Raw genomic sequence first — 17,797 nt, 5'->3', positions numbered from 1 at the left:
GTCCTTTTATATAGGAAAGCACATTAATCATCCGGAAATACTATTTTCTGCCATTCTGTCATTTTGTTATTTTTATTACCTATTTTTGCCTTCCAAAATTTTTGTCAGGATGCTTGATCTGGATACCAAAGTGCATGATGAAAGTCGCCAGGGAGAAGCTTTTGCTCCTGCAACGACTGGCACCCAAACATATACTAAAAAATTCTACATAGAAAGCTATGGTTGTGCAATGAATTTCAACGATAGTGAAATTGTTGCCTCCATCCTGGGCGAGGAAGGCTATGGCCCCACCCGCAACGCGGAAGAAGCCAGCCTGATACTGCTCAACACCTGCTCTATCCGCGAAAAAGCGGAACAAACCGTACGTAAACGTCTTACCGAATTCAAAAAAATAAAACAGCAAACCCCCGGCATGCTGGTGGGTGTTTTAGGCTGTATGGCCGAACGCATCAAAGGTAAACTGCTGGAAGAAGAGAAACTGGTAGACCTGGTGGTAGGCCCGGATGCCTACCGCAGCCTCCCTGCGCTGATCGCAGAAGCAGGTACCGGTCAGAAGTCGGTGAATGTATTGCTGAGCCGCGAAGAAACTTACGGGGATATCAGCCCGGTACGACTGGACAACAACGGGGTTACTTCCTTTGTATCCATCATGCGGGGATGTAATAATATGTGTTCCTTCTGCGTGGTGCCTTTTACCCGTGGCCGTGAACGCAGCCGCGATGCCTACTCTATTGTCAGGGAAGCGGAAGACCTCTTTGCCAATGGCTACCGCGAAGTAACACTCCTGGGCCAGAACGTGGACTCCTACTACTGGACCAGCAACGACGGTAGCGAAACCATCACCTTCGCCATGCTGCTGGAAAAAGTAGCGCTCATCAATCCTTTGCTGCGCGTACGTTTCAGCACCTCCCATCCAAAAGACATTACAGATGAAGTACTCTTCACCATGCTGAAGTACGATAACATCTGCAACTATATTCACCTGCCCGTGCAAAGCGGCAGCTCACGCATATTGCAGCTCATGAACCGTACGTATACCCGTGAATGGTATATCAAAAAGGTGGACCGCATCCGTGAACTGATCCCCGACTGTGGCCTGTCGACCGACGTGATCACCGGCTTCTGTACCGAAACAGAAGAAGATCACCAGGAAACGCTCAGTCTTATGCGCTATGCCCGCTACGACCTCTCTTACATGTACTTCTACTCCGAACGTCCGGGTACACTGGCCGAGCGCCGGTATACAGATGATGTTCCGGAAGAAGTAAAGAAAAGAAGACTGGCGGAAGTAGTGGCGCTGCACCGCGACATTTCGCAGGAAAACATGCTGAAAGAAGTAGGCCGGACTTTCAAAGTATTGGTGGAAGGCACTTCCAAACGCTCCGATGAGCAGCTTTTTGGCCGTAATGATCAGAATAAGGTAATCGTGTTTCCAAAGGAAAATTTTAAAAAGGGCGATTACGTTATGGTTAAAGTGGAAAGCTGCACATCAGGTACTTTGATCGGGAAAGCAGTACAATAACAGATAGCAATATGCTGTCTGTATTTTAAACCATCAAACATATGAATAACCGCTTATGGACATACAGGCTATAAAAAACAGGTTTGGCATTATTGGTAGTAGTCCTGCACTCAATTACGCTTTGCAGGTGGCTGTTCAGGTAGCCAATACCGATCTCACGGTACTCATTAACGGTGAAAGTGGTGTTGGTAAAGAGGTTTTTTCACAGATCATTCATGCCCTGAGCGCACGTAAACATAATCCATTTATTGCCGTTAACTGCGGCGCTATCCCTGAAGGCACCATCGACTCCGAGCTTTTCGGCCACGAGAAGGGATCGTTTACCGGCGCAGTAGACAGCCGTAAGGGTTACTTTGAAACCGTTAACGGCGGCACTATTTTCCTCGATGAAATTGGGGAGATGCCAATGGGTACACAGGCGCGACTACTCCGTGTACTGGAAACCGGTGAATATATCCGCGTGGGTTCCTCCAAAGTACAGAAAACAGATGTGCGGGTAGTAGCCGCCACCAACCGTGATCTGCTGGAACGCACCCAACAGGGCAAATTCCGCGAGGATCTTTACTACAGGCTCAACACAGTACCCATCCGGGTGCCTGCGCTCCGCGACCGTAAAGAAGATATTCCCTTACTGTTCAGAAAATTCTCGGTAGACTTCTCCGAAAAATATAAAACTCCCTCGATACAACTGGATGAAGAAGCCCGTAATATCCTGGTGAACTATCCCTGGAGAGGTAATATCCGTGAACTGAAAAATATTGCAGAACAAATTTCCGTTCTATCCTCAGATAAGCTGGTAACTGCCAATGACCTGAAAAGGTTCCTTCCCGATCAGCCGGAAGTAAACCGCCTGCCTATGCTGGCAGCGCCGCAACAGAACAGCGATTTTAACAGTGAAAGGGATATCCTGTACAAACTTTTCTTCGATATGAAGAAAGATGTAACAGAAGTAAAGAAAATGTTCTTCGACATCCTGCAAAATCCGAATATGGCCCATGCAGCCGAGTATCATGCCGATAATCATGTGCTGCACAGCTATCCCGGCGCTGCAGAAATGAATACGCCTCCCGGCGCAGGCCTGGGACCGGCGCAACAACCCATTATCCTGCCGGATAATAAAATTGATCATCACGAAGAAGTAGAAGAAACATTATCTATTGCCGACAAAGAGAAAGAGCTCATTGTGAAAGCACTGAAAAAGCACAAAGGCAAACGTAAGGATGCCGCGCTGGATCTCGGTATTTCCGAAAGAACGCTTTACCGCAAACTCAAAGAATATAATATCGCTGAATAAACGAATCTTAATCTTAGCACCACAATGATCCGCAATATCAAAGTATTTATAGCCGTTGGCATGATGGTAATATTGGCAGGTTGCAGCGTAAAGTACTCTGCCACCGGCGCCAGTATAGAACCGGGAGCCACTACCGTGAACGTACGCTTTATTGAAAACAGGGCGCCCATCAATAACCCCACTTTAAGCCAGAAGCTGACGATGAAACTGCGCGATAAGATCACTTCACAAACCTCTCTTACACAGGTGAACGAAACAGAACCCCGCGCCGATTATGAGTTCAAAGCCACCATTACCGGCTACTCCTTTTCCAATGCGGCGGTAACCAACGTTGACCAGGCAGCTACTTCCAGGCTCAATGTTACCGTAAACGTTACTTTCATTAAAAGGATAGGCGATAAAAAAGGCTTTACCCAATCCTTTTCCCGTTCCGCAGAGTTCCCGGCCACGCAATTGCCCAGCACCGTGGAAAACAATCTGCTGGAAAGCAATATTATTCCAGGTATCACAGATGATATCTTCAACAGGGCTTTTGCAAACTGGTAGTGTGTAATCATTAATTTATTACATTAGCAACCTATGACGGCAAACAGGATTATAGCACATGTGTTTCAACAACCCTCCCTGGAGTTGGTAAATGAAGCTGCAATGGAGCAACTGGTAGCGGATCACCCATATTTTTCCGCAGCCCGTCTCCTGCTGGCAAGAAAAGTATACCAGCAAACCGGCAACCTTCATCACCCTGCTGTTAAAAAAGCGCTCCTGTATTCAGATCAGCATCACTATGCTTATCAGCTGATTACAGCAGAACAGGTGTTACAGGAGGTAGAAAACCGCGTGGCCGCCATTATTCCGGAAGATGCACTTCCGGAAATAGAAACTATTCCTGAACCAGCGGAACAAGAGGTAGTTATTCCAGATCCGGAAGAACAGGAAGTGATGGAAGAACCGGTAACCACTCCTGAACCGGAAGAAGAAGAAAATATAGCATTGGCATCAGTAACAGAAACAGCACATACACCGGAATATCATACTACCGCCCCGGAAACGGAAGCATCCATAGCCATCGCCGATTTTGAACCCGGAGGCGCCAGTCATACCGTGGAAGTACTGCCACCACCGGTAGTGATGCCGGCCGCCACAAACGGGCAGGATCATGTGGATCATGTGGAGGCTGCAAACGAAGAGGAGGAATCAACTTCCTCCGGGCCTATTAAGATATTCCCAATGGCAGCAGCCGAAGAAGAAACGGAGCTGATCTTTCAACCTTTATACACGGACGATTATTTTGCTTACAAAAGGCTCAAACATCCTGAAGAAGCAGATGATTTAAACGAACAGGGAGCGGCAGAAATGAAGAGTTTTACTTCCTGGTTACGGCAAATGAAGGACAATTTTGCCGGTAAAACCAGCAAAGACTGGTATCACCAGCAATTACACCGGATGTATGAAGAAGACGAAGAACCGGAAGTTTCTGAAACAGTGGAAAAAATGGCGATGGACTCCATTGTATTCAACAACGATATCGTTTCTGAAACCCTGGCTGAAATCTGGGTACGCCAGCAGCAGTATGGCAACGCGATTAAGATATATCAAAAATTAAGTTTGCTTAATCCCGACAAAAACGCTTATTTTGCGCAGAAGATATTAGACTTAAAGTCAAAAACAGATAAAAATAAACAGTAATTTCTATGTTGATAATTTTTGGTATCCTGATCATATTAGCCTGTGTGTTGTTGGGCTTTTTCGTGCTGATCCAGAACCCAAAAGGTGGCGGACTCTCCGGCAACCTCGGTGGTGTTGGAAATCAGGTGATTGGGGTGCGTCAGACAACTGACGTATTGGAAAAAGGTACCTGGATACTGGCGGCACTGATTGCCATCTTGTGCCTGACTGCTCCTTTCTTTATTGGTAAAGGCAGCAAAGTTCAGCAGGTAGCACCTAGTGCAGTGGAAAAAGCATCCGCAGGACAGCCAATTGCGCCTCCGGCACAGTCAACTCCGTTACCAGGTACTACACCTGCTCCGGCGCCGGCTCCCGCTCCCGCTCCCAGCAAGTAATTAACACTATCGGAATAATAATATTTGAAACCTCGCCGTTAAAAGCGAGGTTTTTTTTAATGGCATCCGGCGGAGTAATTGAAAAACCTGACTGATCACGCCTTTGCCCACTTGTAACTTCCAACACTATCTATGGCGAAGAAAAGCAAACAATCCAGCGCAAAATCTGTCTGGATAAGACGGATACTGGTCATTGCCGGCTGTTTGGCAGCCGGGGCACTGGTATATACCTCTTACCGCGTATTTGGCCCCAATACCAAACCCTTCGGCGACAGCAAGTATTTTTATGTGCGCACCAACAGCACCTATGCTGCTGTACTCGACGGACTGGAAGAACAAGGCATTATCCGCAACCGCAACAGCTTTAACTGGGTGGCGGAAAAACTGGACTACCCCAACCGCGTAAAAGCAGGACGCTATAAAATTACCCGCGGCATGAGCAACTTCGACATTGCCCGTATGCTCCGCTCCGGAAAACAAACGCCGGTAGTACTCGTTATCAATAAACTCCGCACTAAAAACGATTTCGTCAGGAAGATCTCCAACAACCTGGAAGCAGATTCCACTGTAATGCGCTCCCTGATGAACGACCCGGTATACCTCCGCCAGTTTGGCCTGGACACCAACACCGTAATGTGCGCCATCATCCCCAATACTTTTGAGTTTTACTGGAATACCGGCGCAGAAGCCGTATTTAAAAAGATCGAAAAAGAAAGGGAAGAATTCTGGACGCCGGAAAGAAAAGAAAAAGCCGCTAAACTGGGACTCTCCGCCAATGAAGTAACTATTCTCGGCTCCATTGTAGAAGAGGAAACCAATAAAAACGATGAAAAACCAATAGTGGCCAGCGTATACCTTAACCGCTACCGGAAAGGCATGCGCCTCCAGGCAGATCCTACCGTGAAGTTTGCACTGCAGGACTTCGGATTGAAAAGGATCCGGGAAAATCATACCCTCTTCGATTCTCCGTATAACACTTACCGTTATGCCGGGTTACCTCCGGGACCAATTTGTACCCCCTCGGAAAAAACTTTAAATGCCGTATTGAATACTCCGGAAACAGATTACCTTTATTTTTGTGCCAGAGCCGACTTCTCCGGCTATCATGCTTTCGCAGCCACCTATGCCGAGCACCTGATAAACGCAAGAAAATACCAGGCAGAACTGAATAAAAGAGGATTCTAAATAAAATAACAAATTTGGCCTTCAGACCCGAAAACATCATCTTCCGTTCAAAACCCTACCGCCGGCTGGTGGAAAGGACTAAAACACTGATCCTTCCCGGGTTTGAAGGCATCCCATTATACGACGTACTAAAACACTTCGGGCAGGAAACCAAAAGCAGGGGACTGGGCGACCGCGCCAGGGCCATTTCCTTTAACTTCCTCCTGGCCATCCCGCCGTTCTTCATCTTCCTGTTCACATTGGTACCCTACATCCCGGTACAAAACATAGAGCCCACGCTCTACGACCTGGCAGAAGATCTTACCCCCAACTACAACACCTACATGATTGTGCGGGGAATGATCCACGACTTCCTCTACACACACCGCAACGGATTGCTCTCTATCGCCTTCCTGATGGGATTCTTCTATTCCTCCAACGGCGTAATGGGCATCCTCCGTTCCTTCAGCAAAATACAGGGCGCCGGCTTCCGGAAAAGAAAGTGGTGGCAAAACAGGCTGATAGCCCTGCAACTTACTGCTATCCTGGTTCTCCTGCTGCTCATTACCGTTGCCCTTATCATTGCACAGGGAGCTACCCTCCGCTGGTTGTTTAATATTATTGGCATCCACAGTACACTATTGCGGAACGTGATCGATATAGCCCGGTGGGTGCTGATCATTATGCTTTTTTACTCGGTTAACGCAGTGCTGTACCGCATTGGCGCCGCTACCACCACCCGCTGGAAATTTATTACCGCCGGCGCCGCCGTAGCCACCATATGCATGATCCTCGTTACCGTTGGGTTTTCCTGGTTCGTAAATAATTTTGGCAACTACAATAAAATTTATGGCTCCATCGGTACCATCCTCGTACTCATGCTGTGGGTGTTCTTCAACTCCTTTATCCTCCTGGTTGGATTTGAACTGAATGCCAGTATCAGAACCGTCAGCGACGCAAGAAAAAAAGAATCCCTGCCCGCATAATACACATTATCAATTCGTTCCTTTTTATTACCTGACAAATATTTCTATCTTATTATTTTTTATTATATCTTAAACGATTATTTGCCTGAAAAAAGGCAAGAATATCCTGTAGCATTTTACTATATTTAGTCAGGACCTGAAAACCATTTGCTATGATTAAGGCCACCTTTTATTTATCCTGCTGTACTATTTTACTTTCTTCCTTTCATCCAACCCGGGAAGTTCCCCTGGAACCAGGATCTCCCTTACCAAAATCAGAAGTTGCCTGTACCGATATTTCCGGAAAAGAGATTTCATTGGCCACCGCAAAAGGCACTAACGGGTTACTGGTCATCTTTGGCAGTAATCAGTGTCCGTACATGCTGCGCAACCAGGAGCGGCTGCGTAACATCTGTCAGTATGCTTCAAAAAACAAGATCGGCGTAATTATGGTCAACTCCAATGAAGCCGCGCGTACCGGCAGTGAGTCCTTTGCCGCCATGAAGCAGTATGCGTCCTCACAGCAATTCAGCTGGTATTATGTAGTAGATAGAAATGCGGTGCTGGCCAATGCTTTCGATGCCAATCATACACCCGAATGCTTCCTGTTTGATAAAAACAGCCGCCTCGCTTATAAGGGAGGAATTGATGATAGTCCGGGTAACGCGGATGCCGTAAAAACGCGCCTCCTGCAAAATGCCATCAATGAAATGCTGGCTGGTAAACCTGTTAGCATCAACACCTCCCATAGCCTGGGATGCAACATAAAAAGGAACCTTTAAACTATTGTCCTACCAGGAAAACTGCATTACTGAACAACAGCTTGCCATTTTCCCAGAAACTTCTGAATAAAGGATTATCTGCAAGAATAATAACAGCTCCGTTACCTATCTCTTTCACGCCAAACAACAGCCCGTCTTTCAACTGCTGCCGGGTAGATGCGCCCACAAAACCGGTGAGATAGCTGTCTTTCTTTAACACGCCTACATTCCAGCCGCCACTCTCAATAAACTCATATAAATGGGCATCCTGTTTCAGCGTGTAATACAAAGCAGGATAGCCAAAAGCCAGCGGATGTGTAGTATCCAGCTGCACCTTATAAATAGCGCCGGGAATAAACTGTTTAATGCTTTCCCGCTCCCTGTTGGCGTACGGTTTCACCGCATCATACGGATGCGCTGCTGCCGCTTTATCTTTGGCGTCTTTATCTTTTTCTTCTTCTTTCTTCAGTTTAATACCCCATTCAGCACCTGCTACCTGTGCGGCCGCACCTTCCAGCGCAATCAGTTTTCCACCGTTATTCACCCACTCTTTCAGCTTATCGGTAGCTGCTTTGTCTTCAAACATTTTATAATCTCCATCTGCTAAAATCAATACATCCGTACGGTCCCAGTTAATATCATCCACATTTCGTTCATCCACTACCGTTACAGGGAAGTCAAGCTGTTGTTCAAAGAAATGCCAGATCTCTCCCATGCCCAGTGAAGAGATGCCTCTTCCCGCCAGCAGGGTTACTTCCGGCTTGCGGATAAAGCGGATCTTATCAGAGCCAAAGTCCATTCCTTTATCCACAAAACCAGTGGCCACTGCTTCCAGTGAAATTTTAAAGTGATTGGCCTGCATGGTAATGAACCGGTCGAACTGATCCCCTTTAGCAGTATTGCCCGAACGGGTAATGATAAGCGTACCTGCCGGGAAATCCTTGCCCCCGGCGGTGAACGGCGTTTCTGTAAAGCGTACTTTAATATCGTTTTGCAGTAAGGCCGACAGGAATTTCACATCGCGTACACTGTTCCACTTAGCCAGGTAGGCGTATGGTTGCTGTATGGATAACGGCGTATTGTTACGCACCACCGGGGCATCTGTTGCTGGTGTTAACGGCTGCTTCACCGCATAGGATGTTAGTCCGTAAGCATAAGGCAGCGCCCATGCAGTAATATCATAAGTAACTGAATCTGTTAAATGAGATACCGGTTCAAACAATACCCGCAGCATATTGGAATGTGGCTGGTAGGCATTGATCACCAGGTCTTCTTTATCGATGGTAAACGTTTCTGTTTTACCCGTAAAATAATTGAACCCGCTGGCGCTGCCGGCATTGGCGCCAAACCCAAACGCAATATTATTTTTACGCAGCAGTTCTGCCAGTGTATTGAGCTTTTCCGTATTGCCACCGGCTTTCACCACATACGATTTATACCCGCCCTGTGGCGTTTTCTGCGCTGCTTCAAAATATTGTTTGTATTCGCTGATGATCTTTTCTGCCTGTTGGGATGCCACTTCCACGGTAGACATGCTGGTGGTGAAATGATGCGCAATACGGTCGGTGAGTGTAAGCGTATCGCCATCCTTTTTCAGTACTGCCACACCTGCCCTTCCGCTGCCACCCTGTTCGTATGTCATACCAATAGCGCCGTTGTACATGGGATAGGTATCGCCATAGCTGGGATAGAACAGATCGAAGCGTTCCTTTGTAAAATACAACCAGCCCTGCTGATCGAAGTACTTCGCATTATTCCTGCCGATGAGCACCTGCAACTGGCGCTGCCAGGGCGTAATGGCGTCATGAAAAGGTTCTGCAGCAGGCGCAAAATAATAAGGCGCCTCTATTTCCTGTTCATGAAAATCCACATGCAGCTGTGGCATCCACTGGTTGTACTTCGCCACCCGCTGCTGCGATTCCTTTTGTGTTTGCCAGGCCCAGTCGCGGTTCAGATCAAAGTAATAATGATTGGCCCTTCCGCCCGGCCAGGGTTCATTATGCTCCCTCGACCAGCGGTTTACATTGGGTGTAACGCTACGGGTGTTGTTATAGAAGTTCACGTATCTTTCGCGTCCGTCGGGGTTAAGGCAGGGATCAATGATCACTACTGTGTTCTTCAGCCATTGCTGCGTTTGTGCATTCCCGTTATTCACCAGTTCATACAGTGCTTTCATAGCTGCTTCTGTGGAAACGGCCTCATTGCCATGCACGTTATAGCTTAACCATACAATTACCGGTTGGTTGCCGGTGTTGCCGCCTTTTGCGTTAGACATGTCCAGGCTGTGCTGCCGGATTTCATCCAGCCGGCCTATATTTTCAGGAGAAGCAACAATAGCCATCACCAGCGGCCTGCCTTCATAGGTGGTACCATACTGTTCCAGCTTTACGTTCTTCGCCGTAGCTGCTACCTGTTTGAAATAATCTACCACTTTATAATGTGGCGTAAACTGGGTTCCCAGGGGATAACCGAGAAACTGACCGGGTGTTGGCACCTGGGCATCCGCGAAAAAAGCGCCCAGTATAACAACGGCCATTAGAACAAATCTGCGCATAGAAAGCCTGCAATTATTGAATACTGTAAGTTAGGAATTGTTTTCCGGTGATAATTATTAACACCACTTAAATTATTAAATTTCCTATAATTCCCCGCATATCGTTAATTTCGATCCAAACAGATACCCATGCGTTTCCTTATCATGCTGGGGATGACGGTATGCACTTTACATACCGCGTGTGCCCAGCAAATAACAGATGAACTACATCCTTACGATTATAGTATTGAGAAAGATATTAAAGTGCTGCACGGAGCGGTAGTATCTGCGCATCCATTGGCCAGCCGTGTAGGCGCCATTGTGCTGCAACAGGGCGGCAACGCGGTGGATGCGGCAATAGCCACACAGCTCGCGCTGGCAGTGGTATATCCCGGCGCCGGCAACATCGGCGGAGGAGGCTTCCTGGTAGGCCATCTCAAAAATGGCCGGAACATCGCCATCGATTACCGGGAAACAGCCCCGGCAAAAGCGCACCGGGATATGTACCTCGACTCCCTCGGCAATCCGGTCACACAGTTAAGTCTTGATGGCCACCTCGCAGCAGGTGTACCCGGCACTGTTGCCGGATTATTTGCTGCCATGAAATACGCCAAACTGCCTTTTGCAAAACTCATAGCGCCCGCAATCCGCCTGGCAGAGAAAGGGTTTGTGATCACCGAAGCAGAAGCCAATGGACTCAACCACGCAAGAGCCGATTTTGAAAGACTGAACACCAGCAAAACCGCCTTTGTAAGAGAACAACCCTGGAAAGCCGGCGATACACTGGTACAGAAAGAACTGGCACATACCCTCACGCTTATACGAAATAAAGGAGCCGCAGGATTTTACCAGGGGGAAACCGCCGCCAGCATTGTAGCAGAAATGAAACGTGGCAACGGCATCATGACCCTGCAGGATCTCAAAAACTATAAAGCAAAAGAAAGAACAGCCGTAGCCTTTAACTATAAAGGCTATACGATTGTAACCATGCCCCTGCCTTCCAGCGGTGGCATCTGCCTGCAACAGCTGATGGGTATGGTGGAAAACTATCCCATTTCACAATGGGGATTCCAGTCGCCCCAGGCAGTTCAGCTGATGGTGGAAGCTGAAAGGCGCGCTTATGCCGACCGCGCCCAGTTTCTCGGCGACCCCGATTTTGTGAAGGTGCCTGTCTCCCAACTCACCAACAAAAAATACCTGGCCACCCGCATGCAGGACTTTACGCCCGGCAAAGCAGGTTCCAGCGAACATACCAAAGCAGGCGTACTTCCTGAAAGCGAAGAAACCACGCACCTCAGCATCATCGATGCCGATGGCAATGCAGTAGCCGTAACCACTACCCTCAATGGCCACTTTGGCAGCAGAACAGTAGTGGGCAAAGCAGGCTTTTTGCTCAACAACGAAATGGACGACTTCAGTGTAAAACCCGGCGTACCGAATATGTACGGACTGGTAGGCACCGAAGCCAATGCCATCGCGCCGGCCAAGCGCATGCTCAGCTCCATGACGCCTACCCTCGTTTTACAAAAGGACGACGTGTTGTATTCACTGGGTACTCCCGGCGGTTCTACCATTATCACTTCCGTTTTTCAAACGTTGATGAATACACTGGAATTCGGACTCACTCCATCAGAGGCTATCAACAAACCTAAATTCCATCACCAGTGGCTGCCGGATGAAATTGCCGTGGAAAACGATTTCCCCGACACCACCATCCAGGCGCTGGAAGGAATGGGTTATAAAGTAGTGAAACGCGGCCCTATTGGCCGTACTGAAATTATTAAAAGAGCGCCTGAAAGCCGCTACCTGGAAGCTTCCGGTGATAAACGCGGCGACGACAGCGCAGCAGGATATTAACTCAAAAATATTGACATGTCTATTCAGTCTATCTATTTACAAAGCGTACTAAAACGGCTGGAAACACACAGGGAGCTGGGTCTTAAAACCATCCAGCGGCTCAATAAAGACCAGCTGAACTGGCAACCGGACGGAGAGCCGAACAGCATTGCCATGATCGTCAAACACCTGCATGGCAATATGTTGTCGCGCTGGACTGATTTCCTCACCACCGATGGAGAGAAGCCCGGCCGCAACCGCGACCTCGAATTTGAAGAAAGCGATCTTACCCATGAACAGCTCCTGCAACGCTGGGATGAAGGCTGGAACTGTATGCTGCTGGCCATCCGCAGCCTGCAGGAAACAGACCTGGACAGGACCGTGTTTATCCGTAACGAGCCTCACATCGTGATAGATGCCATTAACCGGCAGCTGGCGCATGTGCCTTACCATGTGGGACAAATCGTATACATCGGGAAAATGATCCTGAAAGATAAATGGGAAAGCCTGTCCATCCCCAAAGGTGGATCTGCCGCTTACAATAAAGAAAAAACAGGGAACTGATCATTCATGAAAATACGTTATCTACTTACCGCTATCGCGGTGTTACCCGTGATCACCGCCTGTCAGGGTAAAAAGAACAATGAACTGCTGATGAATAAAAAGTGGCGGGTATACGATGTAAAAATTCCACCGGAGTCGCCCATCAGCAACACGCAATACATACAGGCGCAGGATCTTAAAAAAGGTTATTACCGGGATGCTTATTACCAGTTCCTGGATAATAATGTTTTTGTGGCTACTATTGCCGGCAGGTCGGATACCGGTAAATACTTTATCCTCAGCAATGGCGCCATGATTTCTGTTACCGCGAAGAACGGCGACCGTAAAGTGGAAAACCTTGTGACCGTTACCAGGCTTACCGAAGATTATTTCGACATGCAGGTAACATCTACCGATTTCCAGTTTATCTTATGTACTAAGAAAGATTAACGGCTATGTTGCATACGGATTATACACCCGGAAGAACAGTTACACAGGACGGCCGCAGCTGCCTGTTTTTTTCCGGGTTTGCCTACCTGGGGCTGCACCAGTTGCCTGCCTTCAAGCACCTGCTCGCGCAGGGCATTGAAAAATACGGCGCCCTGTTTCCTTCCTCCAGGTCGGCTAACTTACGTTTATCCATATACGAAGAAATAGAACATGCGCTGAGTAGCCATTTGCAACAGCAATCAGCGGCCGTTTTTTCCTCCGGGTACCAGGCATCACAGGCAGCGGCACAATACGCCACCAGCGGTAAACAGCCCCTGTATGCACCGGACGCACACCCTTCGCTGTGGCATCAGCAACCGGAACTGCCGGTCATGAGCCGGGAGGAATGGATTGCTCAAACCATCGAAAAAGTAAACACGCACCCGGATCATCACTTTGTGATTATCACCGACACCGTGAACCCCCTTACCGGCACCATCCACCCTTTTCACTGGTTGCAGGAATTGCAGCGCAAGGTATTGGTGCTGGCAGATGACTCTCACGGGATCGGTATATTAGGCCCTGCCGGGCAGGGGGCTATCCATTTTTTACCGCAAACCCCATTTGTAAGATACCTGCTCACCGCCTCTTTGGCAAAGGCATACAGCGTTTCCGGCGGGGTTGTTGCCGGGCATGCAGCAGATATCATGGCGATAAAAAGGCTGCCCGTTTTTTCCGCCAGCACGCCTATGATACCGGCCCACGCCTACGCCTGGCTACAGGCCGGGGAACTGATGGTCAAAATGCACCGGTCGTTACAGCAAAACATTGCTTATCTCCTTCATCTTACGGCCAACACTGCTGTGCATAACCCGCATGGCCTGCCCATGTTTATCCTGCCACCGGGCGAGGCATTGGTGCAATACCTGCTGGACCGGGACGTAATTATTTCCAGCTTTCCTTATCCGCAGCCGCATAGCCCGGTAATCAACAGGGCGGTGGTGTCGGCACTGCATCTGCAGGAAGATATGACAACGCTGCACCGGTTCCTCCAGGAGTTTGGTATCGCAAAACCATAGTGTATTGGAAGATAGATAGCTTATACTTTGCAGTTGCCTTTCACCTGCTTTGGAGATACTTAGCACATGCCTTTGACATGGAGTTAATGTGGAGGTGATGTGGAGGTGATGTGGACTTGATCGATAAGATATTGGGGATCAATGCTTTGCAAGGGTTTTTTCCGTGCTACTTCTGCGAACTTCAAAAATGAAGATGTTGGATATCAATGCTTTATACACATATCAAAAATAAGCCTGATCAGCGGAAATACCAAATAAAAACGGGGTTGCATCATTACTGTTGATGCAACCCCGTTTTATGTATGTTTCACTACATTTCTTACGGTGTAACCTTTACCGTTTTAGGCATTCTCAGCTCCACTACATACGTTCCTGCTTTCATCAGGCGGAAGGCAAACAGCGGATTCACGCTACCGATTTTGCTCGATAAATTTTTATCTACCGATACAAAAGCAGAAGGAATACGGTAATACATCAGGTAGTTCCAGTTGGTACCGCCATTAGAGTAGCGGCTCAATGGGAACGGTGCGATCTCAAAGTTACAGATCATAGCTGTATCGGTATATTCAATCGGATGGAACCTGGCGTAGTTCTCAAAAATAGGACGGTCGCCGCGTTTAATAATCTCTCCTTTTTTAGGATTGAAAGTCTTACCATCTTTATCTGTTATTTTCAGGATAACAGAAGCGCCGCTTTCACTAACCCTGGTAATCGTCATTACCGGCGCGCCCATTGGCACGGTAGGAGAACCATCGTCCGGGAAGAAGTTACAGTTGGCAGTTGTTTCGGTAACCAATGGCGGATCAATAGTAGTGAGTGTACCAATATTCTTATACACTTTGGAACCGGCCACATTGGATACTTCCACATCATACTCGTAGGTAACGCCCAGCGGTAAGCTATCGGTAGCGCCGTTAAATACAAACTGACCACTGGCCAGGAATACATAGGGCTGCATCTTTTTCAGTTCCCGCTTTTTATTCACCAGCTCTATGGTAGTGTCTTTGGCAGGATCTACCGCTGCCGTATATACGTAAACGGGGTATTCTTTGTAAAATTCGTCCGCATGTTTTTTGTTATCGGCTCTCCTGATATCCAGCAGCTTCACGGTCATGGGCTGGGTGGTACCATCTGCAAGGATAGCGTTTGTTTTCTGGAAAGCGTTACCCCGCTGTACTTTTATCGGGGTATCCGGTACGTACAGGCCGTCGCTCAGAAAGCCTTCTTCAATCTTTTTACATCCGGCAATCAGTAGTCCGAGCAGAACAGCGGATGTGAGCAGTTTTATCCCTTTATATTTATGCAACATACTTTTTAGTTTAATGGTGATGACTATTTCCAATAGAACACGTGGTTGTTTTGCAGTACATGCAATACACCTGTTTTGGTAATGATACCGGTTGTTTGCAAGGTATACTGCATATCCCTGTCTTCTTCCGGATAGTCATCCGGGCGTGGGTCCGGATCGAGGCCATTAATCACTTTTGTTAACGCCATAAACCTTACGCCTGCCGAGAAAATGTCGTCGTAACCGCCGCTTTTAATCAGCTTGAAAGCGAAGTCTTCGTTCACTTTATTTTTATATATCTGTGATTCCAGCGAAAGATCTGCGCGTACAATTTTACCTGTGAAGATATAAGCCAGCAGGGAGTCGCGCAGCTCAGGCGCTTTCAGACTGTCGATGGTATATTTGATATTTTCATCGTTCTCTTCAATCTGCAACAGCCTTGTGCGTACAGCGAGGAACTGCTTGATAGAGTAATCCGTAGGCGCTACAAAAGTAACATCACTATTAACCGTTTCTTTCAGGCCGGCCTTGTCTATCAGCAGGATCAGCGTATCGAAATTTGGATTGGCTTTCAGGTAATCATAGGTGGTAAGATCTGTATGATCGTTGGTAGGACTACCGCCCAGGAAATGATCATCTTTCTTACAGGCAGCGAACAACAGGGTAACCAGTAAGATGCCCCATCCTGCTTTTGTGGTAAATATTTTTAGTTTGTTCATGTCAGTACATTTAAAATTTCAAGATGCTATTTCACTTTACCCAGCCAGTATTCATTTTGTGTAAGCACGCTGTTGTTGAGGAACAATACGCGTCCTACCGGCCATTTCCAGCCACCGGCATCAAACCGGTCCCGCGGGAAACCAGGAGCAGCGTTCACGTTGCCGTTCATGAGCATACCGGTGCGTACGAGGTCGTACCAACGTTGTCCTTCTGCATATAATTCACGGGAGCGTTCCAGGAATGCTTCTTCTTTAATATCGGTCACATCTTCAGCCAGAATTGGTTCCGCATATGAGCGGGCTCTTACCCTGTTGATGTCCTGCAGTGCGGCGCCTACATTTCCCTGGTCGGCGCGGGCTTCTGCACGCAACAGCAGCAGATCAGCATACCGCATCAGGATGATGTTGGCATCTACGGAAGCATCGGTGAAGTTGCCGGGATTACGGTAGTTGATGTTTTCCCGGTTAGGGCCAGCAAACTTGCAGATCATCACATCGTACTGACCAAACGCATCCAGGTTGGTGAAGTAATAATGGCGGCGTACATCGGTGCCGGCTTCATCATACAGCATATTGATCAGGTCAATATTCGGGGCATCTACCTTCCCATCTTTATTACTGATAAAAGGTGTTTTCAGGATGCTATAATAAAATCCTTTTTCTACCTGCTGTTCGCCATTCGCTACCTGCATATTGATTTCGAATATGCCTTCCATTGATTTTCCGTGGAAGATTTTTGGATACATATCGGCTGTGAGTAACTGGTACTGACCGCTTTGTTCAACCGAATCTACGGCTGCAATGGCATTGGTTACATCGGATGCTACCTGTCCTTTATTCAGGAAGTTTCTCCACATGTAGGCGTGCGCCAGTAAGCCAAATGCAGCGCCCCTGTTGGCTCTTACCGCTCTTTCACTGCCGCTTTTATATTCCCACGGCAACAGGCTGATAGCTTTCTTCAAATCAGCGATACAGGTATCCAGGATGAGCTTCTCATTGGTTCTCGGAATATTCTCTGCTCCTACTGGATTAGGATCATACTTCATCACCAGCGGCACATCGCCCCAGATACGCACCATATAGAAATAACTGAAGGCGCGCAGAAAGTAAGCTTCTCCGAGGAAACGGTTACGGGTGCGGGTAGCCTGATCCGTGAATTGTGCATCCGGAATATTGGGAATATTATGCAGCATAATATTCGCCTGCGTGATCACTTTATAGTAGGGCGACCAGTCGTGATACTTATCCAGATAAGATCCCAGGAAATCTGCGGTATTCATGCCATCTCCTCCTTTCACCAGGAACCTTACATCGTATACGTCGTAGTCGTTAAATTCATACGCGGGTAAGGAACCATATGCAAAATGCGACATGTTCTGATCCCAGTCTGTATTGGAAGTTAAAGCCCTGCGCAATAACGCATAGCCGCCGGCCACGCCTTGTTCTGCATCGCGCTGGTTTTGCCAGAAAACGGAGTTATAGGGAGAATTGATGGGCTCCTGATCCAGCAGCTTCTTACAGGACACGAAAGGCGACAACAGCAGTCCTGCAGCTATTACCGTGAATATATTTTTCAGACAATTCATATCTTCTTCTTTTTAAAA

16 protein-coding genes are annotated in these 17,797 nt (G+C 47.8%); 12 read left to right on the top strand and 4 right to left on the bottom strand.

Annotated features, from left to right (window positions below):
- The first annotated feature begins 109 nt into the window (after positions 1–109).
- The 8 genes from miaB to PV783_RS11915 all read left to right on the top strand — a co-directional run bounded on the left by miaB (position 110) and on the right by PV783_RS11915 (position 7,787).
- Positions 110–1,522 carry a tRNA (N6-isopentenyl adenosine(37)-C2)-methylthiotransferase MiaB gene (miaB, locus tag PV783_RS11950; protein ID WP_336386445.1) on the top strand — a complete coding sequence of 471 codons (1,413 nt, stop codon included), beginning with the start codon at positions 110–112 and terminating at the stop codon, positions 1,520–1,522.
- Positions 1,523–1,577: 55 nt separating this feature from the next.
- The gene (locus PV783_RS11945) at positions 1,578–2,816 is read left to right on the top strand and encodes a sigma-54 interaction domain-containing protein (RefSeq protein ID WP_079468558.1); all 1,239 of its coding nucleotides are present in this window, start codon (positions 1,578–1,580) and stop codon (positions 2,814–2,816) included.
- 24 nt (positions 2,817–2,840) lie between these two features.
- On the top strand, positions 2,841–3,362 hold the full coding sequence (gene lptE, locus PV783_RS11940; protein ID WP_420988131.1) for an LPS assembly lipoprotein LptE: 522 nt from the start codon (positions 2,841–2,843) through the stop codon (positions 3,360–3,362).
- A 33-nt stretch (positions 3,363–3,395) separates the two neighbouring features.
- Positions 3,396–4,502, top strand: coding sequence for a hypothetical protein (locus PV783_RS11935; RefSeq protein WP_420988130.1), 1,107 nt, complete (start codon positions 3,396–3,398; stop codon positions 4,500–4,502).
- Between the two features lie 5 nt (positions 4,503–4,507).
- Positions 4,508–4,876, top strand: coding sequence for a preprotein translocase subunit SecG (gene secG, locus PV783_RS11930; RefSeq protein ID WP_420988129.1), 369 nt, complete (start codon positions 4,508–4,510; stop codon positions 4,874–4,876).
- Positions 4,877–5,008: 132 nt separating this feature from the next.
- Positions 5,009–6,061 carry an endolytic transglycosylase MltG gene (gene mltG, locus PV783_RS11925; RefSeq protein ID WP_079468562.1) on the top strand — a complete coding sequence of 351 codons (1,053 nt, stop codon included), beginning with the start codon at positions 5,009–5,011 and terminating at the stop codon, positions 6,059–6,061.
- A 14-nt stretch (positions 6,062–6,075) separates the two neighbouring features.
- A complete protein-coding gene (locus PV783_RS11920; RefSeq protein WP_159454213.1) occupies positions 6,076–7,026 on the top strand; it encodes a YihY/virulence factor BrkB family protein in 951 nt (316 codons plus the stop codon).
- Between the two features lie 152 nt (positions 7,027–7,178).
- Complete coding sequence (locus PV783_RS11915; RefSeq protein WP_079468564.1) at positions 7,179–7,787, top strand: redoxin family protein; 609 nt, start codon at positions 7,179–7,181, stop codon at positions 7,785–7,787.
- A gap of 1 nt (position 7,788) precedes the next feature.
- On the opposite strand, the gene PV783_RS11910 is transcribed toward PV783_RS11915, so the two are convergent.
- The gene (locus PV783_RS11910) at positions 7,789–10,320 is read right to left on the bottom strand and encodes a M14 family metallopeptidase (protein ID WP_420988128.1); all 2,532 of its coding nucleotides are present in this window, start codon (positions 10,318–10,320) and stop codon (positions 7,789–7,791) included.
- A gap of 129 nt (positions 10,321–10,449) precedes the next feature.
- Between PV783_RS11910 and ggt the strand changes: the two genes are divergently transcribed.
- Genes ggt through PV783_RS11890 form a run of 4 tightly spaced genes read left to right on the top strand, consistent with a single transcriptional unit; the run spans position 10,450 to position 14,186 of the window.
- Positions 10,450–12,156 carry a gamma-glutamyltransferase gene (gene ggt / locus PV783_RS11905; RefSeq protein WP_420988127.1) on the top strand — a complete coding sequence of 569 codons (1,707 nt, stop codon included), beginning with the start codon at positions 10,450–10,452 and terminating at the stop codon, positions 12,154–12,156.
- Between the two features lie 15 nt (positions 12,157–12,171).
- A complete protein-coding gene (locus PV783_RS11900; RefSeq protein ID WP_420988126.1) occupies positions 12,172–12,699 on the top strand; it encodes a DUF1572 family protein in 528 nt (175 codons plus the stop codon).
- A 6-nt stretch (positions 12,700–12,705) separates the two neighbouring features.
- On the top strand, positions 12,706–13,128 hold the full coding sequence (locus PV783_RS11895) for a hypothetical protein (protein WP_420988125.1): 423 nt from the start codon (positions 12,706–12,708) through the stop codon (positions 13,126–13,128).
- A 5-nt stretch (positions 13,129–13,133) separates the two neighbouring features.
- Entirely contained in the window at positions 13,134–14,186 is a 1,053-nt protein-coding gene (locus PV783_RS11890) for a hypothetical protein (RefSeq protein ID WP_420988124.1), read from the top strand.
- Positions 14,187–14,505: 319 nt separating this feature from the next.
- Here the strand turns inward: PV783_RS11890 and PV783_RS11885 are convergent, their stop codons facing one another.
- From PV783_RS11885 to PV783_RS11875, 3 genes are read right to left on the bottom strand one after another with little or no spacing between them, the layout of a single operon-like run.
- On the bottom strand, positions 14,506–15,495 hold the full coding sequence (locus PV783_RS11885) for a DUF5007 domain-containing protein (protein ID WP_420988123.1): 990 nt from the start codon (positions 15,493–15,495) through the stop codon (positions 14,506–14,508).
- A 23-nt stretch (positions 15,496–15,518) separates the two neighbouring features.
- Positions 15,519–16,193 carry a hypothetical protein gene (locus tag PV783_RS11880; RefSeq protein WP_079468571.1) on the bottom strand — a complete coding sequence of 225 codons (675 nt, stop codon included), beginning with the start codon at positions 16,191–16,193 and terminating at the stop codon, positions 15,519–15,521.
- Between the two features lie 26 nt (positions 16,194–16,219).
- Positions 16,220–17,779, bottom strand: coding sequence for a RagB/SusD family nutrient uptake outer membrane protein (locus PV783_RS11875; RefSeq protein ID WP_079468572.1), 1,560 nt, complete (start codon positions 17,777–17,779; stop codon positions 16,220–16,222).
- Positions 17,780–17,797 lie beyond the last annotated feature (18 nt).

Source organism: Chitinophaga sp. CC14 (genome assembly GCF_048957795.1).
GTDB lineage: Bacteria > Bacteroidota > Bacteroidia > Chitinophagales > Chitinophagaceae > Chitinophaga > Chitinophaga ginsengisegetis.
The sequence above is the reverse complement of the archived record's forward strand: the minus strand, read 5'-3'. Positions and strand labels throughout refer to the sequence as shown.